20 protein-coding genes, 2 tRNA genes and 3 pseudogenes are annotated in these 25,038 nt (G+C 50.9%); 17 read left to right on the plus strand and 8 right to left on the minus strand.

What is annotated here, in order from left to right; all coding sequences use genetic code 11:
* Positions 1–9 precede the first annotated feature (9 nt).
* The 3 genes from ftsL to BM261_RS03640 are packed head-to-tail and all read right to left on the minus strand — an operon-like array spanning position 10 to position 1,706.
* Positions 10–270: a cell division protein FtsL gene (gene ftsL, locus BM261_RS03630; RefSeq protein WP_074895287.1), complete on the minus strand. Its 261-nt coding sequence runs from the start codon at positions 268–270 to the stop codon at positions 10–12.
* 15 nt (positions 271–285) lie between these two features.
* A complete protein-coding gene (gene rsmH / locus BM261_RS03635; protein ID WP_074895289.1) occupies positions 286–1,254 on the minus strand; it encodes a 16S rRNA (cytosine(1402)-N(4))-methyltransferase RsmH in 969 nt (322 codons plus the stop codon).
* Entirely contained in the window at positions 1,251–1,706 is a 456-nt protein-coding gene (locus BM261_RS03640) for a division/cell wall cluster transcriptional repressor MraZ (RefSeq protein ID WP_003774032.1), read from the minus strand. Before BM261_RS03640 ends, rsmH begins: the two co-directional genes overlap by 4 nt.
* Positions 1,707–2,027: 321 nt before the next feature.
* Here BM261_RS03640 and BM261_RS03645 point away from each other — a divergent pair, with 321 nt between their 5' ends.
* The 4 genes from BM261_RS03645 (at position 2,028) to BM261_RS03660 (ending at position 4,412) form a co-directional block, all read left to right on the plus strand.
* Positions 2,028–3,182: a class I SAM-dependent methyltransferase gene (locus BM261_RS03645; RefSeq protein WP_074895291.1), complete on the plus strand. Its 1,155-nt coding sequence runs from the start codon at positions 2,028–2,030 to the stop codon at positions 3,180–3,182.
* 97 nt (positions 3,183–3,279) lie between these two features.
* Positions 3,280–3,356 (plus strand) — tRNA-Met (locus BM261_RS03650).
* 6 nt (positions 3,357–3,362) lie between these two features.
* Positions 3,363–3,438: transfer RNA gene (locus tag BM261_RS03655), tRNA-Ala, on the plus strand.
* 137 nt (positions 3,439–3,575) lie between these two features.
* On the plus strand, positions 3,576–4,412 hold the full coding sequence (locus BM261_RS03660; protein WP_074895293.1) for an alpha/beta hydrolase: 837 nt from the start codon (positions 3,576–3,578) through the stop codon (positions 4,410–4,412).
* A gap of 42 nt (positions 4,413–4,454) precedes the next feature.
* Here BM261_RS03660 and BM261_RS03665 read toward each other — a convergent pair.
* Positions 4,455–5,105, minus strand: a pseudogene (locus tag BM261_RS03665) (ATP-binding protein); the annotation flags it as partial.
* Between the two features lie 208 nt (positions 5,106–5,313).
* On the opposite strand from BM261_RS03665, the gene BM261_RS03670 reads away from it, so the two are divergent.
* The 6 genes from BM261_RS03670 to BM261_RS12050 all read left to right on the plus strand — a co-directional run bounded on the left by BM261_RS03670 (position 5,314) and on the right by BM261_RS12050 (position 11,212).
* A complete protein-coding gene (locus BM261_RS03670) occupies positions 5,314–5,949 on the plus strand; it encodes a TnsA endonuclease N-terminal domain-containing protein (protein ID WP_074895297.1) in 636 nt (211 codons plus the stop codon).
* The gene (locus BM261_RS03675; RefSeq protein ID WP_074895299.1) at positions 5,942–7,843 is read left to right on the plus strand and encodes a Mu transposase C-terminal domain-containing protein; all 1,902 of its coding nucleotides are present in this window, start codon (positions 5,942–5,944) and stop codon (positions 7,841–7,843) included. Before BM261_RS03670 ends, BM261_RS03675 begins: the two co-directional genes overlap by 8 nt.
* Positions 7,843–8,724, plus strand: a complete 882-nt coding sequence (locus BM261_RS03680) for a TniB family NTP-binding protein (RefSeq protein WP_083426639.1) — start codon at positions 7,843–7,845, stop codon at positions 8,722–8,724. The genes BM261_RS03675 and BM261_RS03680 overlap by 1 nt, the downstream gene beginning before the upstream one ends.
* The gene (locus BM261_RS12985; protein WP_074895304.1) at positions 8,721–9,776 is read left to right on the plus strand and encodes a TniQ family protein; all 1,056 of its coding nucleotides are present in this window, start codon (positions 8,721–8,723) and stop codon (positions 9,774–9,776) included. Before BM261_RS03680 ends, BM261_RS12985 begins: the two co-directional genes overlap by 4 nt.
* 249 nt (positions 9,777–10,025) lie before the next feature.
* Complete coding sequence (locus BM261_RS12045) at positions 10,026–10,343, plus strand: hypothetical protein (RefSeq protein ID WP_083426641.1); 318 nt, start codon at positions 10,026–10,028, stop codon at positions 10,341–10,343.
* A 32-nt stretch (positions 10,344–10,375) separates the two neighbouring features.
* Positions 10,376–11,212 (plus strand): hypothetical protein, encoded by an 837-nt coding sequence (locus tag BM261_RS12050; RefSeq protein ID WP_114910537.1) that lies wholly within the window; start codon positions 10,376–10,378, stop codon positions 11,210–11,212.
* Positions 11,213–11,239: 27 nt separating this feature from the next.
* Here the strand turns inward: BM261_RS12050 and BM261_RS03695 are convergent.
* A pseudogene (locus BM261_RS03695) lies at positions 11,240–11,743 on the minus strand (IS1595 family transposase); the annotation flags it as partial.
* 168 nt (positions 11,744–11,911) lie between these two features.
* Between BM261_RS03695 and BM261_RS03700 the strand changes: the two are divergent.
* A complete protein-coding gene (locus BM261_RS03700) occupies positions 11,912–14,011 on the plus strand; it encodes a GTPase (RefSeq protein WP_083426643.1) in 2,100 nt (699 codons plus the stop codon).
* Between the two features lie 249 nt (positions 14,012–14,260).
* The gene (locus tag BM261_RS03705) at positions 14,261–15,541 is read left to right on the plus strand and encodes a hypothetical protein (RefSeq protein ID WP_074895310.1); all 1,281 of its coding nucleotides are present in this window, start codon (positions 14,261–14,263) and stop codon (positions 15,539–15,541) included.
* Here the strand turns inward: BM261_RS03705 and BM261_RS12990 are convergent.
* Together BM261_RS12990 and BM261_RS12320 are read right to left on the minus strand one after the other, a co-directional pair.
* Positions 15,536–15,904, minus strand: a complete 369-nt coding sequence (locus BM261_RS12990; RefSeq protein WP_205277219.1) for a minor capsid protein — start codon at positions 15,902–15,904, stop codon at positions 15,536–15,538. The genes BM261_RS03705 and BM261_RS12990 overlap by 6 nt on opposite strands.
* A gap of 162 nt (positions 15,905–16,066) precedes the next feature.
* A pseudogene (locus BM261_RS12320) lies at positions 16,067–16,183 on the minus strand (IS5/IS1182 family transposase); the annotation flags it as partial.
* 106 nt (positions 16,184–16,289) lie between these two features.
* Between BM261_RS12320 and BM261_RS03725 the strand changes: the two are divergent.
* Positions 16,290–16,511 carry a hypothetical protein gene (locus BM261_RS03725; protein WP_074895315.1) on the plus strand — a complete coding sequence of 74 codons (222 nt, stop codon included), beginning with the start codon at positions 16,290–16,292 and terminating at the stop codon, positions 16,509–16,511.
* Positions 16,512–16,591: 80 nt separating this feature from the next.
* Here BM261_RS03725 and BM261_RS03730 read toward each other — a convergent pair whose 3' ends face one another.
* Positions 16,592–16,828, minus strand: coding sequence for a hypothetical protein (locus tag BM261_RS03730; protein ID WP_074895318.1), 237 nt, complete (start codon positions 16,826–16,828; stop codon positions 16,592–16,594).
* Between the two features lie 159 nt (positions 16,829–16,987).
* Between BM261_RS03730 and BM261_RS03735 the strand changes: the two genes are divergently transcribed.
* From BM261_RS03735 to BM261_RS03750, 4 genes are read left to right on the plus strand one after another with little or no spacing between them, the layout of a single operon-like run.
* Positions 16,988–17,902, plus strand: a complete 915-nt coding sequence (locus tag BM261_RS03735) for a helix-turn-helix transcriptional regulator (RefSeq protein ID WP_074895320.1) — start codon at positions 16,988–16,990, stop codon at positions 17,900–17,902.
* 10 nt (positions 17,903–17,912) lie between these two features.
* Positions 17,913–18,368 (plus strand): BREX-3 system P-loop-containing protein BrxF, encoded by a 456-nt coding sequence (gene brxF, locus BM261_RS03740; protein ID WP_074895665.1) that lies wholly within the window; start codon positions 17,913–17,915, stop codon positions 18,366–18,368.
* Positions 18,369–18,391: 23 nt separating this feature from the next.
* Positions 18,392–22,132 carry a DUF6079 family protein gene (locus BM261_RS03745; RefSeq protein ID WP_205277212.1) on the plus strand — a complete coding sequence of 1,247 codons (3,741 nt, stop codon included), beginning with the start codon at positions 18,392–18,394 and terminating at the stop codon, positions 22,130–22,132.
* Positions 22,133–22,180: 48 nt separating this feature from the next.
* The gene (locus BM261_RS03750; protein WP_074895322.1) at positions 22,181–24,997 is read left to right on the plus strand and encodes a DNA methyltransferase; all 2,817 of its coding nucleotides are present in this window, start codon (positions 22,181–22,183) and stop codon (positions 24,995–24,997) included.
* Positions 24,998–25,038: the final 41 nt, after the last annotated feature.

Consider the following 25,038-nt stretch of genomic DNA (forward strand, 5'->3'; position numbering starts at 1 on the left):
ACTGCTTTTTTATTCTATTTCAATAACTTTGGTATCCGCCGCGCTCGGCTGTACCAATTTTCCTTTTTCGGCCGCCTTCCGAATCAGCTGGTGATTGGACAACTCGGCCTGTTTTAATTGCAGGCGCGAATACTCCTGCTCCAATTCTCTCTGCTGCTTTTCTGCCGCACTCAGTTCCGCATGCCGCTGGCGTGCCAAATTTTGCTGGGTAACCACGGCAAAGCCGGAACCAACCGCCACCGTCAACAAAACAATATTAATGTAATTCATTTAAAAATCTGTTTTTCAGACGGCCCGGCCGTCCTCCGAAAATATACCTTCAGTCCGCTCTGCAATACGCAACACTGCCGAACGCGCACGTGGGTTTGCAGCCACTTCGTCCGCCGAGGCCTTGATTGCCTTGCCTATGCTTTTCAACGGCGGTTGCGGCAAATCGGCCTCGCGCACGGCAGCCCATTTCGGTAACGGCGCATGTGTGGAATAGCGTTTGACAAACTGTTTGACAATCCTGTCTTCCAACGAATGGAAGGCGATCACCGCCAATCTGCCGCCGCTTTTCAGACGGCCTGCCGCCTGAGGCAGAACCGCCGCTATTTCTTCAAGCTCACGGTTGATGAAAATCCGAACGGCTTGAAACGTCCGCGTCGCCGGGTCTTGGCCGCGCTCGCGAGTACGGACGTTTTGCGCCGCAATCTGCGCCAGCTTGCCGGTTGTATCGATGGGGCTGTCTGCCCGCTGTGCAACAATGGCACGCGCAATCTGGCGACTAAACCGCTCTTCACCATAATTTTTGATTACCTCGTGAATTTCATCCTCATCCGCAGACATCAACCATTCGGAGGCGGACATCCCCCTCGTTGTGTCCATACGCATATCCAAAGGCGCATCAAAGCGGAAACTGAAACCGCGCGAACCGTCGTCTATTTGCGGCGAGGAAATACCTAAATCAAACAAAGCACCGTCGATTTGACCGATACCCAACCCATCTAAGGCCGTCTGAAAAGAGGAAAAACCGTCGTGCACCACGCTGACCCTGCCATCCCGAGCCGCCAATTCGTGCGCAACGGCAATCGCCTGCGGGTCTTTATCGAAAACGACCAAGCGGCCCTTTTCTCCCAATCTGGACAAAATCAGGCGCGAATGACCGCCGCGGCCGAACGTGCCATCCACATATACGCCGTCTGAAACGACATTCAAACCATCCACCGCTTCATGAAGCAGGACGGTAACATGTTGGAATTCCTGACTGCTCATAGCTGAAATCCGGCCTGGCCCAATTCGGATGCCAATTCTTCGGGATCGATATCCAATGCGGCTTCGTCTTTGAGATGGTATTTCTCCCTATCCCATAACTCGAGGCGGTTCATACGGCCGGTGAGGGAAACCTCTTTATCCAGCCGAACCTTACGGCGCAAGCCGGCCGGCAGGAGAATACGGCCTGCCGCATCCATTTCCAGAACTTCGGCATTGTTCAACAACAAATCGCGCCAAGCCGACAGCACGGGATTGCCTGCCGCATTGACCGCCATCAGCCTGGCCGCCTCCTGCTCCCACACACTTTCCGGATACAGCAGCAAACGTTCGCGGTTTTCCAGAGTTGCCACCAAGGCAGGCGTATACCGGCGCAACAACAGATCGCGGAATTTGGCCGGAACAGCCAAACGCCCCTTACTGTCGATGTTTAAATCATGAATGCCGCCGAACATAATAAATACGCCTAAACTCCGTTTTCAGGGAAAATTGACACACTTTGCACCACTTTCCCCCACATAAGTCGAAACTATAAAAAAAAACCGGCACGCGGTCAAACCGGTTTGCCGGAAAAATAAAAGGAGTAACAGACACTTAAAAACCAAAATTCAAGACAAATATGCATATATAGTCTGCTCGAGGCATTACATTACCAGCCTTCTCACTATAAAATACACAGACTTAACTTTACTAATCCCGCTCCCTGCATCTTCATAGGCCGTATACTTGCTTACTCAACCATTCCAAATGTCATTTTATTTTTACACAACTTAACTATGAACACCCTTCATTTACCCACCCCAAACCCTCAAGCCAAACAGTCCTCCGAAAAACTAGAGCAAATAATCTATAACGAAATCAAAACCTCAGGCGGCTGGCTGCCTTTTTCCCGATTCATGGAACTGGCCCTATACACCCCTCGCTACGGCTATTACACCGGCGGCGCACACAAGATAGGTGCAGAAGGCGACTTCGTTACCGCACCCGTCATCAGCCCACTGTTCGGACAAGCCCTCGCCCGGCAAATCGACTTTCTTCTGCCGCAAACTGCGGGCATTGTTTACGAATTTGGTGCAGGAACGGGAGAATTAGCCGCCACCCTGCTGAACAGCCTGTCAAACGACAATCTGAAAACATATTGCATCATCGAACTTTCCGCCGAGCTGGCGGAACGGCAACTCGCACACATTAAACAAACCGCCCCGAAAGCAGCACACAAAGTCCGCCACCTGTCCGCCCTTCCCGACTCTCTCGACGGCATCATTATCGGCAACGAAGTATTGGATGCCATGCCATGCGAACTGGTTCGACGCAGCGAAGGCCGATTCCTGCAAATCGGCGTCGGGATAGAAAATGGAGAGCTTTCCCTCATTCCGCACACCCTGAGCGACACGTCCCTCATAGATGCCGCACATAGCTATTTTCCCGACACCGAACCCTACACCAGCGAACTTCATCCGGCACAGTATGCCTTTATACGCACATTGGCCGACAAACTGCAACGCGGTGCCGTCATCATGATTGATTACGGCTTCGACGCTGCCGAGTACTACCATCCGCAACGGCATATGGGTACGTTGATCGGCCACTACCGCCACCACACCGTCCACGACCCATTCTTCAATATCGGTCTGACCGATCTGACCGCGCACGTCAACTTTACCGACATCGCCCAAGCCGGAACCGATGGCGGCCTGAATTTGATCGGCTACACCACACAGGCCGATTTCCTACTGAATTTGGGTATCACCAAACTGATTCCGCCCGACATCGCCCACGACTCGCCCGCCTATATTCAGACGGCCTCCGCCCTGCACAAACTGCTGATGCCGCACGAAATGGGCGAATTATTCAAAGTCATCGCGTTCGGCAGAAACATAAGCATAGACTGGCAAGGCTTTGCGCGCGGCGACATCTGCCACAAGCTGTAAATACTTTTTTAACCGTAAAATCATATGGAAAGAAAAAAACTTCGACAGACCTGTTGCCAGTTCCTGCAAAATCCGTATAATCGCGGCTTCACTTCACGGCGAATTAGCTCAGTCGGTTAGAGCAGAGGAATCATAATCCTTGTGTCCGGGGTTCGAGTCCCTGATTCGCCACCAAATTCCGGGGGTATAGCTCAGTTGGTAGAGCGCTTGCATGGCATGCAAGAGGTCAGCGGTTCGATCCCGCTTACCTCCACCATATTTTCAGACGGCCTAATCAACTAGATTAGGCCGTTTTGTTTTACCGATACTTTGCACCAACCCGCGTACAACGAATAAACGCATTTTCAAAACCAAGCCCAACCCACAACCATCAGGCCGTCTGAAAGAATTTCCATGCGCCCGAACCGCAAACTCCCCCTCCTCTTCGCCCTCCTACTCGGCTGTTCGCTGTTCGGCCTGTCGTCCTGCGCCCAGCAAGCGTTTTATTATCCCGACCACGCCGACTACGGCACACCTGCCCAAGCCGAATTGCAACATGAAGACATATTCTTTCAAAGCGAAGACGGCACCCGCCTGCACGGCTGGTTCATCCCGGCACAAAACGCAGGCGGACTGATACCGGCGCGCGCCACCATCATCCATTTCCACGGCAACGCCCAAAACCTTTCCGCCCACAAAGAAGCCGTACAATGGCTGCCTGCGCACGGTTACAACGTATTCCTTTTCGACTATCGGGGCTACGGGCTTTCGGAAGGCCGGCCAAATCAGGCCGGACTGTTTGCCGACAGCAATGCCGCCTTAAATTATGTCCGCAGCCGCCCGGATGTGGACAAAAACCGCCTGTTCGTCTTCGGCCAAAGCTTGGGCGGCACCAATGCGATTGCGGCAGTTGGTGCAGGCAACCAGGCCGGCATACGCGCCGTCGCCATAGAATCGACCTTCTCATCCTACTCCGATATTGCCAACGACAAATTCAGCGGCAGCGGCCTGCTGGTTCGCAACACTTACAGCTCCCGCCGCTTCATCGGCCGAATCAGCCCGGTTCCCCTGCTGCTGATTCACGGAACCGCCGACCAAGTGATTCCGGACAAACACTCCCAAACACTGTTCGACTTGGCCGGCGAACCGAAACAGCTGGTACTCATCCCAAACGGAACACACCTCGGTCTGCAAGGCAAATCGGGATACGAACAACTGCTGTTAAATTTCTTCAACCGACACAGCGAATAATTTTGAGGCCGTCTGAAAATCAGTTTCAGACGGCCTCTTTCGTCAAAACGCCCGCCTAAATGCCACCGCCCGATAAACATGGGCAGGCAGTACGGTTTCATCGCCGGCCAAATCGGCAAGCGTACGCGCAACGCGCAAAATACGGTGGAAACTGCGCGCGGAAAGCGACAGCTTTTCCAGCATACCCGCCAACACCGCCTTCGCTTCCGGGCTGATTAAATCAGGCTTGTCCAAATCCGTCGGCAGCAATTTGCTGTTGGGCTTCCCCTGCCTCGCCTGCTGTCTGTCCCGCGCCTGCAACACCCTCCGCAAAACATCGGCACTGCTCTCGCCGGGCTTCATATCTGACAGTTCGGCAGCCGACAACACGGGTATTTCCACAATCAAATCAATCCTATCCAGCAAAGGTCCGGAAATTTTCCCGCGATACCGCGAAATGCTGTCGGGCGTACAACGGCAGGGCTTGGTCGGGTGGCCGAGATAGCCGCACGGACAGGGGTTCATCGCCGCCACCAATTGAAATTCGGCCGGAAACACCGCCTGCCGCGCCGCACGCGAAATATGGATTTCCCCCGTTTCCAAAGGTTCGCGCAACGCCTCCAACACCTTGCGGTCAAACTCCGGCAACTCATCGAGAAACAAAATTCCCTTGTGGGCCAATGAAATCTCACCAGGCCGAAGATTATTGCTGTTGTGATATTCAGAATAACCTGACACAAAACTCTGCTAAAACCCTAATCTCTTCGTAAAATATTCAGAATAATGTGACACAAAAATTCAGAAATAGATGAAACACGGTCTTTTTATACCAGAAATAAGTAAAACACAGTAAATCACATCAGAAATAAATAAAACACTCTTATAATCTTATTTCAAGTAGTTATTTTATAAGGGTGTTTTTATGTTTCATCCTGTGCGAGAGATCAAACCTACACGACGCAGTGTATCCGGGGTGTATCCATTCCGCAAACAGTATTCACTTGCTTACGAATCGTCTTTAGAGCGCGATTTTATTGTATTGCAAGAATTTGACAGTTCTGTCATTGAAGTTATTGCCCAGCCCATCAAGATTCCTTTTTTGTTAAAAGGAAGAAATTATCACTATACGCCGGATTTCCTTGTGCTGTTTGAGCAAAGTTGTCTAAAGCGGGGAATGTTGGTCGAAGTCAAACCGGAATCCGAATGGCGCAACCATTGGCGTTCTTGGTTGTCGAAATGGAAGGCTGCTTACCGTTGGGCTGTTGAGCGGGATTTCCTGTTTCATATTTATGATGAGTCACGCATAAGAGGACAGCGGTTAGCGAATATCAAAACACTTTCACGTTTTCTCGATAAGCAGTCTGACGATGCACTGGCCGGTCTGATTGCTGATTTTGTAGGTGACAGCATGGTTTCGATGGGAGATATTTTGTCGCACTTTTCAACTTTTCCTGCCTGCAGCTCGGAGGTCTATCGGATGCTGGCAAATCGAGGGTTGTTTTTTGACTTAGAAGGTCCTCTCTCTGCCGATACTTTGATATGGAGAAAAAATGACTGATCCGGACAAACAAAAAAAGGCAACTTCCCGAGGTAAATTAAGCCTTTCTGTCAATGAGTATGTGCGTCACATTCCTACCAATCGGCAGTACCGGATCAGTAAGCTGATTGACCACACTTATATTTTGGCTGCTAATGAAAACGGCCAAGAAAAAGTATTAAAAATTGAAGAATTGGGGTTACCGGAAACCAATATTACTCCTTATACGGGAGACTTGGATCAACTTGAGGATAAGCTTTGGGCAGAAGCAAAATATCGCCATGAGTTGATCCAGCCATTGTTGAAAGATGAAATCGCCGGCAGAACAGCCATTGAAGCGTATGCAAAGGAAAAAGGAGTGGGTTATTCCTCTCTTTACCGCTGGCTGCGTGTTTATAAAACCAGCAACAGTATTTCTTCTCTAATTTCCCGACAAAGAGGCTGGTTGAAAGGTGCATCCAGACTGGATCAAGAAACAGAGAAAATCATTCAGGAATCCATTCAGAAATACTACTTATCAGAACAACGTCTCTCCCCGATCAAAGTCATCCAGCAAATACGGGTTTTATGCCATCAGCAGGGCATCAAACCGCCGGCAGACAATTCAATCAGGAAGCGGATGAATGAACTGTCGGAGAAGGAAATTTTGCGTAGGCGCGGCTACAAAGAAAAGGCCAAAAACAAATTCCAGCCGAAGCCCGGCCGCTTTCCCGATGTATCTTACCCTTTGGATGTGATCCAAATTGACCATACGCCGATGGATATCATCTTGGTGGACGATAAAACCCGCCAAGCTATCGGACGGCCTTGGTTGACGGTTGCCATTGACGTTTACAGCCGCATGATTTGTGGTTATTACCTATCTTTGGATGCTCCGTCTGAAATTTCGGTTGCTATGTGTATTGCCCATTGTGTACTACCGAAAGAGGAATGGCTGTCAGCCAAAGGTGTAAATGGAGAGTGGAAGGTTTGGGGGTTGCCGAAAAAAATCCATGTGGACAATGGCATGGATTTCCGTACCGAAACCCTGAAAAGAGCCTGCCTTGAGTATGGTATTACCTTGGAATACCGACCTGTCAGGATGCCGAATTACGGTGGTCATATTGAACGCCTGATTGGTACTTTGATGCGGGAAAGTCATCAGTTAGCCGGCACTACGTTTTCCAATATAAAAGAAAAAGATAATTATAAATCAGTCAATAAGGCATCGTTCACGTTTGATGAACTGGAAGAATGGCTGTTGAATTTGATTGTGAATATTTATCACAAGCGTATTCACCGTGGTATTGAAATGCGGCCTGAAGATAAATGGGATCTCGGCATTTTCGGTAACGGTCGTGAACACATCGGATGCGGATTACCTGATATCCCTGTGGATAAAGAAAGGCTCATGTTGGATTTCATGCCTTTTACCTACCGTACCATACAGGCTAATGGCGTGACGTGGGACGGAGTGCGTTATTTCGACTTCTGTCTGGCACCGTTTATTGGGAAGAGTGAGAACGGCAAATCGTGTGAATACCTGTTTCGACGGGATCCGCGCAATGTGGCAGTCATTTACTTTTTTAATCCGAATTCAAAAAGTTATGTCGGTATTCCTGCAGCGGATCAAAAGTTTCCCCGAACAAGCGTATGGCAACTGCGGGAAACAAAAAAACGTTTGCGTGAATTGGGAAGAAAAAATTACAACGAGCATCAATTGATTGAGGCAATACAGCAGATGAGTCGTTTAGAAGAGAGCGCACAACAAAAAACTTTGAAAGCACGACGGAAAAGGCAGCGCAATGTTCTTCACGATAGGCAGATTACCCCTATTAAACCCGATGTATCCCGAAACCTGCCACCTGTTTCGGAGATTGCAGTACCGGATGTGGCCGTAAAAGTTGAAATCAAACCATTTGAGGACATTGAGTGATGGAACGCTATCCACATATCAACCCGAAGTTTCGACACTGTTTATCATTGTCGGATGAAGAGCGGATCACTTTTATCCGGGAATCTCGTTGGATTGGTTACAGTCAAGCGCGGGAAATCCTGCAGCTGTTGGAAGAAATGCTGAATTACCCGAAGAAACCGCGTATGCCAAATATTTTGTTGGTTGGTGAATCAAATAACGGCAAAACAACCTTGATTCATCATTTCTACAAAAAGCATGGTGAGGCATACGAAGACGAAGATCTGAACTTGGTCAAGCCGATTCTAATGATCGAGTCCCCTGCTATAGCCAGTGAAAAAGCATTATATATGGCTATTTTGAATGAGTTAATGGCGGTATACCGGGATACGGCGTCAGTTGAGACGCTTTACACGCAAACTTTGCATTTAATGCGTACTTTCGGGGTAAAAATGCTGATCATTGATGAATTTCATTCAATGTTCAGCGGAACGGCCCGCAAACAGCGGGACATGATGAATACTTTAAAACGTCTGTGCAACGAATTACAGATTCCGATCATTGGCGTAGGTACAGAAAATGCGGTCAATATTTTACATACGGACAAACAGTTCGCCAGCCGTTTTGAAGTCTGGGAATTGCCGGCATGGGAATTCAACGAGGATTTCCTGCGCTTGATGATGTCTTTTGAATCCGTTTTGCCTTTAAGAGAAGCATCCAATCTTGCAAGCCCTGATATAGCAAGAGCAATCTTTTACAAAAGCAAAGGCAATTTGGGTAATGTGAGCAGGCTTTTGGAGCGCTGTGCGGTTGAGGCTATCCGGACAAAAACAGAGAAAATAAATTTGAAAGCCATTGAGAAGCAGCAGAACTTTATGTCTACTATAAAGGGGCTAGTATGAAAATACGTACTCCGAAAATTATTCCGGAAGAATCTTTAAGCTCTTGGATGATACGCATATCTTTGTTGAACGCTTGCGATATGTGGACTTTATCTTGGAAAGTCTGGGAGAAAGGCCGCCTCCTTACGAGTGACTTCGAGCGAAATCTCCCTGCAGAACGTATCCATCAACTGTCGGAGGTTTCTGGCAGACCGTATGCCGAGATTGATGCTCTACTGCTGATTCACTCTGTGCGACAGCATACAGTAGTATTGAACACTGCGGGCAAAATTTGGCCTTGGATGATACCTATCGGTATCTGTTATAGAAGCCGGTCAATCGGACAACCATTTTGCCCGCAATGCTTTCAAGAAGGCACTCCCCATCTTCGTCGCGAGTGGCGTATGGCGTGGGCAACAGCTTGCAATAAGCATCGGATTTTATTGCAAGATTGCTGTCCGGAATGCGGATTTTTATATTCCCCTACCAAATTAACCGGCTTCGAAAGGAGCATGGTATTTTGTCATCACTGTGGCCACGACATGCGGAAAAACTCAGTTAAGCCTGCTTTTTCTGCCATACAGTCTGCAATCGAGAAGAATAAGTTGTGTTGTTTCGGGCAGAAATGCGATATGTCCACATGGCTGCTCACTTTGGATAATGCAGTCTGTTTAATTCGGAGAGCAACTTTGGCACCCACCGGATACATCAGTACCATGTTGCATGATTTAGGACTAATCCGACTACCGGAGTCTCCGAAAACCGGCGGAACATTCGAATGGTTGCCAATTTGGGAACGTCATGCCTTATTAGAAGCCGCGGCCTGCGTGATAAGCCAACGCATGTCCAATTTGATTCAATCGGCTCAGAAAAATCGTGTAACAAAAAGCACTTTACTAAACACATTGCATAGAGATCGGTCTCCTGTTTTTGTCGAATTATACGATCATCTCCCGGTTAGTGAGCGGACTTCAGGGTCAAAAACCAAGCACAACTGTCCACAATCGAAACAAGCCGTAATGAAGAAATGGGCTCGTTTGGAACGTAAAATTCAAAGAGTCATTGCATCATGAAAGACTGCTCCCAATGTGGTAAATCCGTGCGGATATACAACCGGGTCTTCAACGGAATGGGGTATTGTGCTGCCTGCTATAATCGGGAGTTCAAACACAAGCCCTGTGCCAAGTGCGGCGAGATTTACCGCCTGCCTCACCGAGAAAAAGACGTCGTTTGTGACAAGTGCCAGAAAAACCGTCCGTGCCTGCGTTGCGGAAAAGAACATTACTCCATCGGAAAGCTGACTCAGTACGGTCCGGTGTGTCATGCTTGTGCTGTTTATTTCAGGGAGAAAAAAATCTGCTCTGTCTGTAAAAAGCAATCTTTCGGAGCTACCCGTTTGGGGAAAAGCGGTACGGGCGCTTGGTTTTGCCCAAGTTGTTATGGCAAGGCGAGAGGCCATGCCAGCTGTCCCCAGTGCGGTAGACACCGGATGTTACAAAAAACAGAGCATGGACTCATGTGCAAAAAATGTGCTACTGAAGGGCATACCAAATGCACAATCTGCCATGCAGAAATACCCGCAGGAAAAGGAAAAAAGTGTGATGATTGCGCTTGGGCAGAAAGGTTGGCACACCGAATAAATTTACTCAAAGTTTCCGTTCGGAAAGGGGCAGTGCGGGACGCATTTCCTGTCTTCGCCCTGTGGTTGGCACAAGATGTCGGCAACGATAAAGCCGCCATGACCATAGAGCGTTATGCCCCTTTTTTCCGCGATGCAGCGCAACAATGGCCTACCTTGCCGGATTTTCCAACCATTTTGAGCCACTTTAAACCCAAAGGCATGCGCCGTTATCTCAAGGTCAAACAATGGTTGGAACAATTACCCAATCAGAAAACCGACAAGCAGTTGGCCGTAGACTTGGCCGAGCTGGACAGGATTGAAGTTTTACGGGGGAAGTTGGCCGGCAACCCCGTTGCAGAAAGCTTATTTGACAGCTATCACGACAAATTGCTTTCAAAGTATCACGCTGGTAAAACATCCATTACTTCCATCCGTTTAGCGATGCAGCCTGTTATCGGTTTAATGCAAGGCTTTAACCATTTTCCGACTCAGAAGGATATTGATGCCTATTTGAGAAAAAAACCAGGGCAGAGAGCCGCACTGACTGGGTTTATCAGTTACCTACGCCGTGAGCATGCTTTGGATTTGCACATCAGCAAAGTCACGAAAAAAGACCAACAGCGAATGAAAGTTGCCAAAAGGAATGCTTTGGAAAAAAAGGTGATTGCTTATATCATGCGTTGCTACAAAGATCCGGATGCTTTCCGGTTACATGATTGGCTCAGACTGGCCCTGCCGTATTTCCATTGGCGGGAAATACGCTCAGAGTATACTGTTATCGAACGTCCCGACGGCTATATGGTATCTCAATTGGGAGAAGAAATGTTTGTCCCCAAACTGACAGGTGAATTTAGTTTTATGAAAAAAGTTATGGCTGAAATAAATTAGCATCCATGCCGGTTACATTAGCATTATTCATTTTAAAGGGTTTTTCCGCAACATTTTCAATAGCACTTTATACAGATCATCATGCCGGTAGTTGAAGCGGAACTCGGTTTCTTTTAAATGCAGGTAAAAGGTATGCTTCGGTACCCCGTTAAATTGTACCAAACGATGCTTGGCATAGCTCCAAAAGGATTCAATACCGTTGATATGTTGCACACTTCGAGCAAACTCATTGTCGCCGTGACGAACTCTAAAATGTTTGGCAAAACCCATGTCGACCAATCCCTGACAGCCCCGCCAGCCGTCGGTATTGGTCACACCCTCAATCACGATACGGCCTCGGATAACCTTTTGCAGCGTTGCTTTGGAAGCATCGGGAACGATTTCGGTATAAACCTTGTCGCCTCGTTTGAGGATGTCGAAGACGATGGTTTTACCGCCTGCTCCGCGCCCGCGTTTACCTCGGATGCGCTTTGCACCGAAATAGGATTCGTCTAATTCTACAATGTCGTAGAAAGGCGTGTGCTGTTCGCATTTCCGGCTATCTGAAAATGAGCCGCAGCAAGCTCTATCAGATGGCCCCAAAAGGCGACCTGCCAGTTTCAAGATCGGAACCCAATGGCGATTCGACCGAGACAAGATCGATGACTGGGTGAAAAGTCACAAGTTTTCTACTTCGAGAAATAAGGATGGCATCCAATAATGTTTCAATACGATGTTGATTCAGGCACAGAGCTTGAGGATGCGCTCAAGAGTTGTCGTAAAGCAGCCCGCCATGGATACGCTATTGCCAAAGAAAATCTTCAGGAAACCGCCAAAGCCATTAAGGGTGTTTCTGATTCGCTATCCAAATGCTTGATGTCGCTCGAGAATGGATCGGTGCGCACTCCGGGAATTGTAAACCAGCTCAAGTCACAACTATCCGGTGTAGTTACTGAGCTCGAAGGTTTACAGAAAACGTCCGATTTGGCCCTGGAAGAACGCCGTAAGAGCCTGGACAGTTTTTCCATTACCCTTTTCGGTCGCACCATGGCTGGGAAGTCAACACTGATGGAAATTCTCACGCGTGGAGACGGAGAATCAATCGGTACCGGATCACAAAGAACCACGCGTGACGTCCGAGGTTATCAGTGGAACGGGCTTGAAGTAACAGATGTGCCGGGTGTTGCTGCGTTTGAGGGCGCAGAAGATGAGGAGCTTGCATTTAAAGCTGCCGCCCAAGCCGATCTGGTTCTTTTTCTGATTACAGATGATGCCCCTCAGCCGGTTGAAGCGGAATGCTTGGCGCAAGTGCGCCGCTTGGGAAAACCTGTTCTGGGAATATGCAACGTCAAGGCTGCCGTTGACGATGAAGATGACCTACTACTATTTCTAAGAGCCCCACACCGCCCCTTTGATCGAACGCGCATAGATCAACTGCTTCAACAATTTCATCTCCTTGCCGACCAGCATATACCTGGAAAGCGGATACCTTTCGTGGTAACCCATCTTCGCTCACGTTTTCTCGCATATCAGCCTGGGCTTGAAAAGCATCGAGGTAAACTACTCAAGGCAAGCCGTTTCGATGGTGTTGAATCCCGTATCGTTAACGAAGTCGTTGGTCGAGGTACTTTTTTACGAGTGAAAAGTTTCGTCGACGGATCTGTTACCTCCATGATGGATCTTACCGACCTGCTATTAGAATTTAGTGCTAAAAATTCCAGCAGTGGACGGGTTCTAATAGATAAAAGACAACAGTTCCGAGATTGGGCACAAGAGTTTAGAACCTCTGGTCAAGAGCGGATCAATACTTTGATTTCAAAAGCTATGGATTCACTCCGCGATGAAGTCCCCTCTTTCGCTGAAGACCATTACGAGAACCGGTCCGCTGGAGAAAGCTGGAAACGGCTTGTTGAATCCAACGGTGTGATCCGTAAGGTCGAAAAACTTCAAAAAGAACTTCTCGATGAATGCAAAAAAGCCCTTAGTGAAGTCGCTCGGGAATTGAAGTCTGAACTTTCGCTTGTTGCAAGTCTTTCCAGTGACCGCCACATCAAGATGGATAGTATCTTTAATGTGAAACGTGCATGGAATTGGGGAACCAATATCCTTGCTGGCGGACTTGGAATTGCCGCCCTGGTTCTTGCTAATGGACCGCTAGGTTGGGCGGCGGCAGCGGTTGGTGCTGTGGGATGGCTTATCTCTTTGTTTTTCGATGATCGAGAGGAAAAAGCCCGAAGAGCAAGAGAAAAATTAAGCAGGCGGCTCATCGACAATATCAATAAAATGGAACGCGACCTTCGAAAGAACTTAGGTGACTGGTTCCATCAAGAGCTCTTGGGCAAGCAGATAGACGTTCTCTTGGTCGATTTGGGTGCGGTTACATCAGGATTGTTTGAGCTTGCCGATGCTCAACGCGCACTAGCTTGGACGTTAAATGACAGACAAAAAGATCTTGGGCGTACTCTTGCGAGGGAAGCATTGAGCCAGCTGGGTGCAGTAGGTCTGCTTGACTCGATAATGGATGTAGCCAGGGTTCCGGGTCTTGCCACAATGTTTTTGATCAAACCCAATGTTACATTTCCTGGTCAAATTCGCAGCGAACTTGAAAAGCTACTGGGTGAGCAAATCTGGTTCGTTATCGATACGAAAAACACATTTTCGATTCTTTCACAGGCCATTGGGCGGAATTGTGGAAAAAACAAAATCAGCATCGAAAAAAAAATACGTGTTGCGCATGTCCCCCTTGATGACCTTGATGCGGTAACTAAAGCGCGAGTAAGGCTTGCCCAGCAACTTACAGGCTTCCATGTAATGAGATAAACGACGAAGGAGATTATATGGCCACCGAAAAATTCGAACTATATCAATGGACAACCATCGGTAATAATTTGCTTTTTCGCTCAAGGCAGTGTTTGGAGACCGCCCCTAAGGCCCGATCATGATGAAATTACATACAGAGCAATTGCAGGTGCCGACCTCCTTGTCTTTGTTGTAACAAATGAGCTGTTTGATTCTCACCTCGCAAAACATTTTCGCAACCTTGCCATAGAACGTGACAAGGCACATGAAATGATGCTTGTAGTCAACAAAATGAGAAGGTGCGCCAAAGGCAACAGCCAGGAAGCACAGAATGTTATTCGTGAGGATCTTCGCAAGGTCCTCGCCCCTTTCACCCCCGAAGACCTTGGCACTACCTTTATCGATGCCGAAGCTGCGCTCGAAAGCAAAACAGAGACAGATGACGAAATAGCAAAAATTCTGTTGAAGAAAAGCGGCGTCGACGGATTCACACAAGAGCTAAACAGGTTCGTTAGAGAAAAAGGGTTGTCTTCTCGATACACAACGGCGCTTTATAGCCTTGAGCAGATTCTCCAAGAAGCACTTGCCAGTGAATCCACGGGTGATAAGGACATTGATGCACTCGAAGCGCTTTTGTTGCAGCGTCGCCGAGCACTCTTGTATACACAGGATCGTATACCACGGGCGGTGGAAGGAGAAATTCAAAACGCGAGTTCTCAAATCCGGCAGGAAGGACGAAAAGTCGCGGACATGATCAATGGTTCTGCCGATCAGAAAGCTGTTGATCAGGAGCTGCAAGCCGCACAGGATCGCGTTCAAAACCTTGCTGAACAGCTTGAAAAATCTGTTCAGGTTGTCATTGGCAAGCACATGAAAGCATTAGATGACCGCGTTGGCGATATTGCCAACAGTGAGCTTGCCAAAGAGTTGCTTCCGCGCCTCGTTCATCGGATTGAGCAGGCATCTATTTCGCCTGAAGCAATGAAAAACCTCAAAAAAGCATCGGATATATCTTCCAAGCTGGGTGAATTTCTGGTCAGGAACTCTTTTACGCCAAAAACTGGAACCCTCGGAGGCCTTTTCAAACTCAACCAATATTCCGGTACGGCAACCCACGGTGCAGTGAAAGCTATTGGTAAATTTTTCGGGAAGTCCTTCAAGCCATGGGAAGCGGTCAAATGGACACGCACTGTGGCAAATGTTGGACGAGTTTTCACAGTGGCGGGAACGGTTCTTACATTTGTATTGCAAATCAAAGAAGACGCAGATGCAGCTCAACTTGAAGTTGATCTTAGAGAAAGTCGTTCGGCGGTGAGGTCTGGATTTAACGATGCCGCGCATGTAATTGAAATGCACTTTGATAAGGCGACACAATCATTTGTCTCAAGTGCCATTTCTTCCGAGATAGAAAATGTTGATTCACAGTTGGATGAACTCCGTAATTTGCAGCAAACCCGGAGTGACCTGTTTCAAAATCTTCTAGGACTGCTGGAAGAGACCAGGGAGCTTATCAAAAGCATTCACTCAACTGAGAGCGGATCAGTTTCATAGTTTCTCGATTTTTTCGAATTCGAAAGAGTTCATGTCGGGCAAGTTTGTACATCGACAAAATGGATGCGCTGGCTGCTGCGGAAACTTTTCCGCCGGAAATATTTTTCCGTTAAGGGGGCCACAAACGGGACAGGTTCGTTCGTCGCCCATTGTCATCCATTCAAGCTGTTTGACTCCCACGTGCTGATGAAATTTTAGACGCCCCATATTATGTGCCCGGAGCACCTCTGTCCGGGCGATCATCTCCATGCGGTACTGGGCCTTGCTGAATACTTTTGTCCCTGCCTGTTTGAACGAGTCCTTGTATATCACCACCTTTCCAAGATCCCGAACGATGTCGTCGGTTCCTTTTCCCTCGACGATAGACTGAGACCTTTACAAAAAAGCCCTTCCTTCGACAGCCGAAACCCAAACACAGGTTTTCGGCTGTTTTCGGCTGTTTCCGCCCCCAATCACTCCTGATTTTACCCAAATACCCCCTTAATCCTCCCCGGATACCTGATAATCAGGCATCCGGGCCGCTTTTTAGGCGACAACAGGCACACTTAGCCTGTTAGCCGCTTTCAACAGGTTCAAACACATCGCCTTCAGATGGCTTTGCGCACTTACTTTACACAGACCAAAATAGGCTGCCCGGGCGTAGAGACCGTGGCAGCACGCCATAAAAATAGCGGGGGTAAGGTACAGGAAACCCTACAACTCCTGCCATACATTTGCTACACTCAACCTCATGGCCGGAGCCAACCCCATGTGGGTAGCCCGTCAGATGGGACACAGCACCATGAAAAGGCTACTTGAAAACTACTCCCGCTGGATTGACTTGGCTGACAAGCAGCGTGAAAAGTCTAAAATCGAGCAGCTTTTTGATGGAAAATGTGCCAATAGTGTGCCAAAAAACACAGAAATGGAGATAAGTATAGGATACTTATCAGATATCTTGGTGGTGGAACACGGAACCGAACCCACCTAGCCCGTAACCAGTAGTATGTGTATAGACAAACGCCCTTGATTTAGGGCGTTTTTTATCTGTTCATATACTACTGGCTGCGGTCATTTGTGCCACGATTTGTGCCAAGGCCGATCCATCGCGGGTTCGAGCCGCTGCCATTCGACCTCCCCATCACGGCTACGCTGTTGCAGGCCGTGCAGCATCGCGGCCAGCGGAAGATCCCCATTGTCGAGCAAGGTCGACTTCAGATTGGCTGCTCGAACGGGGTACGCGATGTCCGGCAACCCGTACTTTGCCAGCGTCTCTGGCTTGAGATGAAGCTCTGCGAAATTTTGCATGACGCCCGTATCGATCCTTTTGCCGCTGCGCCGATTGTGGTTATCACAATACGACGAACACACAAATCAAAATAGAGTCATGGACAAATTCTAGGGCAGACCATATACTTTCCGCAATAATCAGCACAAGCATTTGCTAACCCGAACGAGCCAGCCAGGATGTCGAACGAACAGCTTGCAGATCTCACCCAGCCACAACGCGACCGGCTCGTGTTTGTGAAGTTACGCGTGCGCTTCATCGGAGAGATACGCCGTCAGAACCTGGTCACGCGGTTTGGCATCCAGTCCGCCGCCGCATCCAGGGATTTGGCGCTGTACAAGGAGTTAGCCCTGGGCAACATCGATTACGACTCCAAGGGCAAGTCCTACGTCCTGTGGCCAGACTTCCGGCCAGTCTTCGACTTCACCCCGGAGCAGGTGCTGTCGTGGCTAACTCAGGGCTTTGGCGATGGCGAGCCGATGCGGCTAAAGGCGTGGGTGACCAGCGAGAGCCCGTCACGGCTCACGCATCCGGATCTGGATGTGCTGGCGAGCGTGACCCGGGCGATCCACCAGGAGTATCCGCTCGGCATCGAGTACCACTCTATCTCCAGTGGTCGCACTGAGCGGGAGGTCCTCCCGTTCGCACTGATTGACAACGGCCTTCGTTGGCACGTCCGCGCCTTCGACCGGAAGTCCCAAGAGTTCCGAGATTTCGTCATCACTCGGATCAAGCGACCGGTGGTGCTCAAGGGGCAACCAGTGGCACCTGATGAGATGAGTGATCAGGACATTCAGTGGCACCAGATCGTCGAGCTGAAGCTGGTGCCACACCCCGATCAACCCTGGCCAGAGATTACAGAGATTGACTACAGCATGCAGGGTGGCGTGCTGCGGATGAAGCTGCGTGCAGCCACCACCGGTTATATCCTTCGCCAATGGAGTGTGGACTGCACGCTCGACCAAAGCTTGCGTGGGCACGAGTACCGGTTATGGCTGAAGGACCACCTGGCTATCTACGGCGTGCACAATGCCGTGCTGGCGCCAGGCTATCGCTCCCCTGATCAACAACGGCTCGAAGCCGAGTCGGACTGAGGGAATGAGCATGCTCGCAAAACTCGAACGACTCATCGGCGAAATCGGCGACCTCAACAGCAAGTTGATCCTGCTGATCGGACCCAGCCGCAGTGGAAAGACCCAACTGCTGCGCCAACTCAGCGCCAAGCTCAACATCGAGCCGCTCAACGTCGGCCTGGAGCTGGGGCGCCGTTTGGCTGCTACGCCGAACAACAAGCGCGGCTTCTCGGCAGGCGAACTGCTGCGGGAGATCGCGGACAAGGAACGAACTGAAGACCCGCTGCTGCTCGACAACCTGGAGTTGTTGTTCGAGCCGGGCCTGCAGATCAACCCGCTTGACCTCATCAGGCGGCTGGCTCACTCCAAGCGCGTCGTGGCCGTCTGGCCTGGCGAGCTGCGCTGTGATCGCTTGGTGTACGCCGACATGAGCCATCCAGAACATCGTGACTACAGCCGTGATGGCGTGGCCGTACTTGAAATTTGACGCTACGGGGAAGAGAGAACCATATGGCCAAGAACATGAAATACGGAGATCTGATCCAGTTCGAGCAGATCGAGTCAGTCATTCAACTGCTCGATGCCGGGTGCCCGGACGAGGCCAAGAAGCTCGTCGCGACATACGTCATCTCTGATGACATGGCCGAGCGGATCTCCAAGCTCATGGTTCCTCAGCTCAGTTTTGACGACTCGGTCGATCACAAGGGCATGCTGATCGTCGGCAACTACGGCACCGGTAAGTCGCACTTGATGTCGGTGCTGTCGCTGGTGGCCGAAGATGTGGCCTACGCACCGCTGATCCGCCACCCCAAGGTCGCCGAGGCGGTTGCCCCAATCGCTGGTCGCTTCAAGGTGCTGCGCATCGAGGTGGGTGGCCTGCAGATGCCGCTGCGCCAGATCATCACCCTACAGCTTGAGCGCTTCCTCGAAAAGCTCGGCGTCGATTACACATTCCCGACCGCCGATAAGGAGCTTAACAACAAGGACTCCTTCGAGGAGATGATGGCCGCGTTCGCGGAGAAATTCCCGGACCAGGGTGTGCTGCTGGTTGTCGATGAGTTCCTGGAGTACCTGCAGTCCCGTCGCGATCACGAGCTGGTGCAGGACCTGGCCATCCTGCGTCAGATTGGCGAAGTCACCAAGCACTTGAAGTTCCGCTTCGTGGCTGGCGTGCAGGAAGCCATCTTCGACAGCGTGCGCTTCCAGCACGTTGCCGACAGCATGCGCCGCGTTAACGAGCGCTTCACGCAGATCCTGATCGACCGCCAGGACGTCAGCTTCGTCGTCTCCGCGCGCCTGCTCAAGAAAACGGCCGACCAGCAGAACAAGATCCGCGAATACCTCACGCCGTTCGCCAAGTTCTACGGCTCCATGAACGAGCTCATGGATGAATACGTGAGGTTGTTCCCGGTTCACCCAGACTACCTGAAGACATTCGAGCAGATCCACTTCACCGAGAAGCGCGGCGCACTCAAGACCATCGAGGCCGCCATGCTGGCCATCCTCGACCAGGAAGTACCCGACGACAAGCCGCTGCTCATCAGCTACGAGAGCTTCTGGAACACCGTCAAGGCCAACTCGGTACTGCGCGCTGACCCGAACATCAAGGAGGTTATGCGCGTGTCCGAAGTGCTGGAGTCGCGGGTCCAGCAAGCCTTCACGCGCCCGGCTTACAAAGCCATGGCTCTGCGCGTTATCAATGCGCTGGCTGTACACCGTTTGACCACGGGCGGCGACATTCATGTGCCCATCGGCCCCACGGCCGCCGAGCTGCGCGATGCCTTGTGCCTGTTCCAGCCGGGCGTGGAGGACATGCCCGGCGATCCAGCCGAGAACCTGCTCTCTATGGTCCAGACCGTGATGCGGGAAGTGCTGAAAACCGTCAACGGCCAGTTCATCTCCAAGGCGCCGGACACCGAGCAGTACTACCTCGATCTCAAGAAAGACATCGACTACGACGCGCAGATTGAAAAGCGCGCCGAAGCCCTGTCCGACGATGCGCTAGACCGCGCCTACTACAGAGCCATCAAAACACTGATGGAATGCAGCGACGACCTGCGTTACCCCGGCTTCCAGATCTGGCAGTACCAGATCGAGTGGCAGGAGCGCCGCGTCGAGCGCATGGGCTACCTGTTCTTCGGGGCACCGAACGACCGTCCCACGGCGCAGCCTGAGCGTGACTTCTACATCTATTTCCTCCAGCCCTTCGACAAGCCGAAGTTCAGCGACAACAACCTGGCTGACGAAGTGTTCTTCCGTCTGAAGTCACCCGACGAAGACTACAAGCGCTACCTGTCACAATACGCGGCGGCACTGGATCTGGCGTCCACCGCCAGCGGCGGTGCGAAGGCCATCTACCTGTCCAAGGCTCAAGATTCCTTGCGGTCCATGAGCAAATGGCTGCAGGAAAAGCAGATGACCGCGTTCGAGGTCACCTACCAGGGCAAGACCAAGACGCTGCAGGACTGGTTCAAGGGCGTGTCCCTGCGCGACCGTGCGCGACTGGGCTCGGACGAGCGCATCAACTTCCGCGACGTGGTGAACATCGTCTCCGGCCTGGCACTGGACCAGCGTTTTGTCGATCTCTCGCCGGAATATCCCACCTTCTCGGTGCTTGTCACCGAGGCCAACCGCAAGCAACTGATCGGCAACGCGCTGCGCGCACTGGCCGGCGGTACTCGCACCAAGGATGCACTCGCCGTGCTTGATGCGCTAGAACTGCTCGATGGCGACCGCGTCGATCCGGCCAACTCACGCTATGCGCAGGAAGTGCTGAACCGACTCAAGGCCAAGGGCCACGGTCAGGTGCTCAACCGCAGCGAACTGCTGTCAGGAACGTCTGACGTCGAGTATTTTACGCCGATCAAGTACCGGCTGGAACCCGACCTGTTGGTTACTGTGCTGGGCGGGCTGGTCTACTCCGGTGACATCGTGCTGTCGATCACCGGCGACAAGATCGACTCCGGAAAGCTGACCCAGCTGGCAGAACGCTCGCTGGAGGAACTCAAGCAGTTCAAGCACATCGAAGCACCCAAGGAGATCAACCTCGCGGTGCTTCGTGCCTTGTTCGAATTGTTCGACCTGCCGTCGGGCCTGGCTCAGAAGGCCAGCCAGGGCGACACCGAGCCGGTCATCAAACTGCAGGAGAAAATCAGTGCGCTGGTGCCCCGTGTGCTCAAGGCCGGTTCCGATCTGCAGCAAGGCAAGCTCGGCTTCTGGGGCCAGAACCTGCTGCGCGAGGAAGAAACCAAAGACTGGCTCGTCCGGCTGGATTCGCTGAAGAAGTTCACCGAGTCGCTGGCGCCGTACAACACCGTCGGCAAGCTGAAGAACTTGCGCGTCACGCAGGAAGACCTAGACAGCCAGAAGAAAAATCTGGAGATCCTGGCTGCCGTCGAGCGTCTGCTCGAACTGGTGGTGGAGCTAGGCGGCACGGCGTCCTACCTCTCGCAGGCCGAGATGGTTTTGCCCGCCGAGCATCCGTGGGTGAAGCAGGCCGAAGCCGCCCGCAAGGCGCTACAGGAGAGGCTGAGCCAGGACCGCACGGCCGAGCACGCCGCCGAATACCGGCAAACGCTCAACCAGCTCAAGAAGGACTACATCACCGCCTACATCGCCAGCCACAGCAAGGCGCGGCTGGGCGTGGCTGAGGACAAGACCCGCAACGCTCTGCGCAAGGACGACCGCCTGCTGGCGCTGCGCGTGTTGGCCGGCGTCTCGCTGATGCCCACCAGCCAACTCATTGCCTTCGAGGAGTCGCTCAACGGCTTGAAGAGCTGTTCCTCGCTGGATGAGCCGACCCTGGTCACGGCCGCCGTCTGCCCGCACTGCCAGTTCCGCCCGTCCGTCGAGCAGTTGGAGTTGATCCCGGCGGCCAACCGCCTGCACAAGCTGGATGACGATCTGGACGAACTGCTGGCCAACTGGCAGCAGACCCTGCTGGAGAACCTGGAAGACCCGTTCACGCAAGACAGTCTGGGCCTCCTGCCTCCCGCGTCCAAGAAGCTAATCGACGCCTTCCTGACATCGCGCAAGCTGCCGGACCCGATGACCACCGAGTTTGCGAATGCCGTGCAGGAGGCGCTGTCGGGGCTGGAGAAGATCGCGGTCAAGGGCGACGAGATCAAACAAGCGCTGCTGCAAGGCGGCTCGCCGGCCACGTCGGACGACCTGCGCAAGCGCTTCGACACCTTCATGAACGAGCGCTGCAAGGGCAAGGATGCCACCAAGCTACGCTTCGTGATCGAGTGATGCGACGTGATCAACCGACCATGACAACCAGAATTTGAGGTACGACTGATGAGTGATCTTTTCCAGAACCACGCGGCCAAGTCCGGCCCGGTTGAATGCCTCGGGCAAACGTTCCCGAGTGACGAGGCTCGCCGCGAGCACTATCTGAATCTGCTTGCTGAGAAGCTTAAAGATCCGACATTTCGAAAAACAGAAGGGTTTCCTGTTGGGTCAGACGAGAAAATTCTTTCGCTCTCGAATCCTCCTTACTACACAGCATGTCCGAACCCATTTATATCGAGCTTCGTTCAGCATCTAGGCAAACCCTACGTGCCAAATGGCAGCTTTGTACACGAACCGTTTGCTGCAGATGTCAGCGAAGGGAAGATGGACCCAATCTATAAAGCGCATAGTTACCACACAAAAGTTCCTCATAAAGCCATCATGCGCTACATCCTACACTACACGCAGCCTGGCGATATTGTTTATGACCCATTTTGCGGGACTGGCATGACCGGGGTCGCTGCGCAGATGTGTGGCGATAAGAAGGTAATCGAGTCTCTTGGGTACATGGTGGATAAAGACGGTGTTGTGTATTCAAAAGATCGAGAAGATGCAGGCGGGAAATGGGTGCCGTTCTCAAGGCTTGGCGCTCGCCATGCGATATTGAATGATTTATCGCCGGTTGCTTCTTTTATTGCAGCTAACTACAACTCTCCCGTCGATGTGCACTCCTTCAAAGACGAGGCGCTGTCTATCCTGCGCGAGGTCGAATGCGAGTTTGGCTGGATGTATCAAACACTCCATCAGCCAACCGAAGAGGAGGTTGTTAATGCGATTAACTCAATCCGGTCAGAGCGGAAGCTGTTAGCCAAACTTTCAAATAAAGTGGGGCGCATCAACTACACCGTATGGTCCGATGTTTTTACTTGCCCAGATTGTGCTGGCGAAGTTGTCTTCTGGGAGGCTGCCGTAGACAAGAGTAGCGGAAAGGTAAGTGATGCATTTGATTGCCCTCACTGCGGATCAGAACTAACAAAACGGAAGATGGATAAGCTGCTAGTACTGATCCATGATGATGCGCTCGGGAAGAATATTAAGCAGGTAAAACAGATTCCGGTTCTTATCAACTACTCGGTTGGTAAAAGTCGATTCGAAAAGAAACCTGATGCTTTTGACCTCGAACTGATTGCGCAGATAGACGCAATGACAATTCCATATTGGTTTCCCAAAGATCGCATGATCGAAGGGCGAGAGACGCGGAGAAATGATCCAATTGGACTGACCCATGTGCACCACTTCTATTCGAGACGAAATCTTGCCTACCTGGCTGCACTCAAAGCTAGATGCAAGTCGCCGCAGACAACGCTTTGGTTTAACGCGCAGTTAATCAACGTAAGCAAGCTAAATCGCTACAGGCCGGAAGTGTCTTTTCCGTATAACCCGCTCAGTGGAACGTTCTATATCGGCTCGCAGATTTCGGAGGCGGATGTCTACGTGGCATACGAGAACAAGCTTAATAGGCTTGTTGAGGCTTTCTCGCAAATTAAGCACTTCAATATCGTTGGAACAAGCTCAGCAACCAATGAGGCCCCTGTGCTTGCTGACTATATTTTCACGGACCCTCCTTTTGGCGCAAATATTGACTATTCAGAGCTGAGCTTTTTATGGGAGGCATGGCTCGGAATTAGAACGGATAACAGCCATGAGGCCATAGCCAGTAAAGCGCAAAAAAAGGGCCTTGATGATTACCGGCGACTGATGGCGGATTCTTTTAAGCGGGCCTACGAGGCATTAAAGCCAGGTCGGTGGATGACCGTGGAGTTTTCAAACACTCAGGCTTCGGTATGGAACGCGATACAGACGGCACTTCAAGAAGCTGGCTTTGTCGTGGCCAATGTTTCGGCGCTTGACAAGCAGCAGGGAAGTTTCAAGGCCGTTACAACGACTACTGCCGTTAAGCAAGATTTGGTGATTTCTGCATATAAGCCAAATGGCGGATTGGAAGATCGGACGACTCGTGGCGGTGGCACCGAAGAATCAGTTTGGGATTTCGTGCGAACCCACTTGGGCTACTTGCCAGTCGTCAAACACGCAAATGGAATGCTCGAATTTGTTGGGGAACGTGATCCACGAATTTTGTTCGACAGAATGATTGCCTGGTTTGTCCGACACAATATGCCGGTTCCCATGTCATCACAAGAATTCCAGTCTGGCTTAGGCGCTCACTTCGAAATTAGGGATGGAATGGTCTTCCTTTCGAGTCAGGCGATGGAATACGACAAAAAGCGTCTCCAGTTTGCAAATGCACCGCAGATGGAGCTTTTTATTGCTGACGAGCGTAGTGCGATTGATTGGTTAAGTGACTATCTGAAAGTGAGGCCCTCAACGTACCAAGATCTTCATGGTAATTTTATTAGTCAGCTGGGTGCTGGGTGGAAAAAACACGAAGAAAAACCGGAGCTGCTATCACTTCTTGAGGAGAACTTCCTCAAGTACACAGGTAATGGAGAGGTTCCCAGTCAAATTCACAGCTATCTATCTTCAAATTTCAAGGACCTTCGTGGGCTTGCAAAGTCTGATTCGAGGCTTGTTGAGAGAGCCTTGGATAGATGGTTTGTGCCTGACCCAACAAAAGCTCTAGATTTGGAGAAGAAACGAGAGAAGGTGCTGCTCAAAGATTTTGCGCAGTATCAAGATTTTGCAGGACGTCGCCTAAAAGAATTCAGGCTCGAAGTGATGCGCGCGGGATTTAAGGATGCTTGGGCAAGGAAAGACTACGGAACTATCGTCTCGGTTGCCCAAAAACTTCCAGAGGATGCTTTGCAGGAGGACGAAAAACTATTGCTTTGGTACGACCAAGCTCTAACTAGGTTAGGGATGTAAGCTCAAAGAAGATCATTCTAAAACTCGTATTGATCGACCAA

Origin of the sequence: Neisseria elongata subsp. elongata (assembly GCF_900113545.1) — a bacterium.
Lineage (GTDB): Bacteria > Pseudomonadota > Gammaproteobacteria > Burkholderiales > Neisseriaceae > Neisseria > Neisseria elongata.

Bases quoted from the DNA above. Each gene is read 5' to 3' on its own strand.
- BM261_RS12045 (WP_083426641.1), top strand. From the start codon at position 10,026: ATGCTTGTGCTGTTTATTTCAGGGAGAAAAAAATCTGCTCTGTCTGTA.
- BM261_RS03705 (WP_074895310.1), top strand. From the start codon at position 14,261: ATGATGCTTGTAGTCAACAAAATGAGAAGGTGCGCCAAAGGCAACAGC.
- BM261_RS03745 (WP_205277212.1), top strand. From the start codon at position 18,392: ATGGCCAAGAACATGAAATACGGAGATCTGATCCAGTTCGAGCAGATC.
- BM261_RS12985 (WP_074895304.1), top strand. From the start codon at position 8,721: ATGAAAATACGTACTCCGAAAATTATTCCGGAAGAATCTTTAAGCTCT.
- BM261_RS03640 (WP_003774032.1), bottom strand. From the start codon at position 1,706: ATGTTCGGCGGCATTCATGATTTAAACATCGACAGTAAGGGGCGTTTG.
- BM261_RS03735 (WP_074895320.1), top strand. From the start codon at position 16,988: ATGTCGAACGAACAGCTTGCAGATCTCACCCAGCCACAACGCGACCGG.
- BM261_RS03700 (WP_083426643.1), top strand. From the start codon at position 11,912: ATGTTTCAATACGATGTTGATTCAGGCACAGAGCTTGAGGATGCGCTC.
- ftsL (WP_074895287.1), bottom strand. From the start codon at position 270: ATGAATTACATTAATATTGTTTTGTTGACGGTGGCGGTTGGTTCCGGC.
- BM261_RS03660 (WP_074895293.1), top strand. From the start codon at position 3,576: ATGCGCCCGAACCGCAAACTCCCCCTCCTCTTCGCCCTCCTACTCGGC.
- BM261_RS03680 (WP_083426639.1), top strand. From the start codon at position 7,843: ATGGAACGCTATCCACATATCAACCCGAAGTTTCGACACTGTTTATCA.
- BM261_RS03750 (WP_074895322.1), top strand. From the start codon at position 22,181: ATGAGTGATCTTTTCCAGAACCACGCGGCCAAGTCCGGCCCGGTTGAA.
- BM261_RS03645 (WP_074895291.1), top strand. From the start codon at position 2,028: ATGAACACCCTTCATTTACCCACCCCAAACCCTCAAGCCAAACAGTCC.
- BM261_RS03730 (WP_074895318.1), bottom strand. From the start codon at position 16,828: ATGCAAAATTTCGCAGAGCTTCATCTCAAGCCAGAGACGCTGGCAAAG.
- BM261_RS03675 (WP_074895299.1), top strand. From the start codon at position 5,942: ATGACTGATCCGGACAAACAAAAAAAGGCAACTTCCCGAGGTAAATTA.
- BM261_RS03670 (WP_074895297.1), top strand. From the start codon at position 5,314: ATGTTTCATCCTGTGCGAGAGATCAAACCTACACGACGCAGTGTATCC.
- rsmH (WP_074895289.1), bottom strand. From the start codon at position 1,254: ATGAGCAGTCAGGAATTCCAACATGTTACCGTCCTGCTTCATGAAGCG.
- BM261_RS03725 (WP_074895315.1), top strand. From the start codon at position 16,290: ATGTGGGTAGCCCGTCAGATGGGACACAGCACCATGAAAAGGCTACTT.
- brxF (WP_074895665.1), top strand. From the start codon at position 17,913: ATGCTCGCAAAACTCGAACGACTCATCGGCGAAATCGGCGACCTCAAC.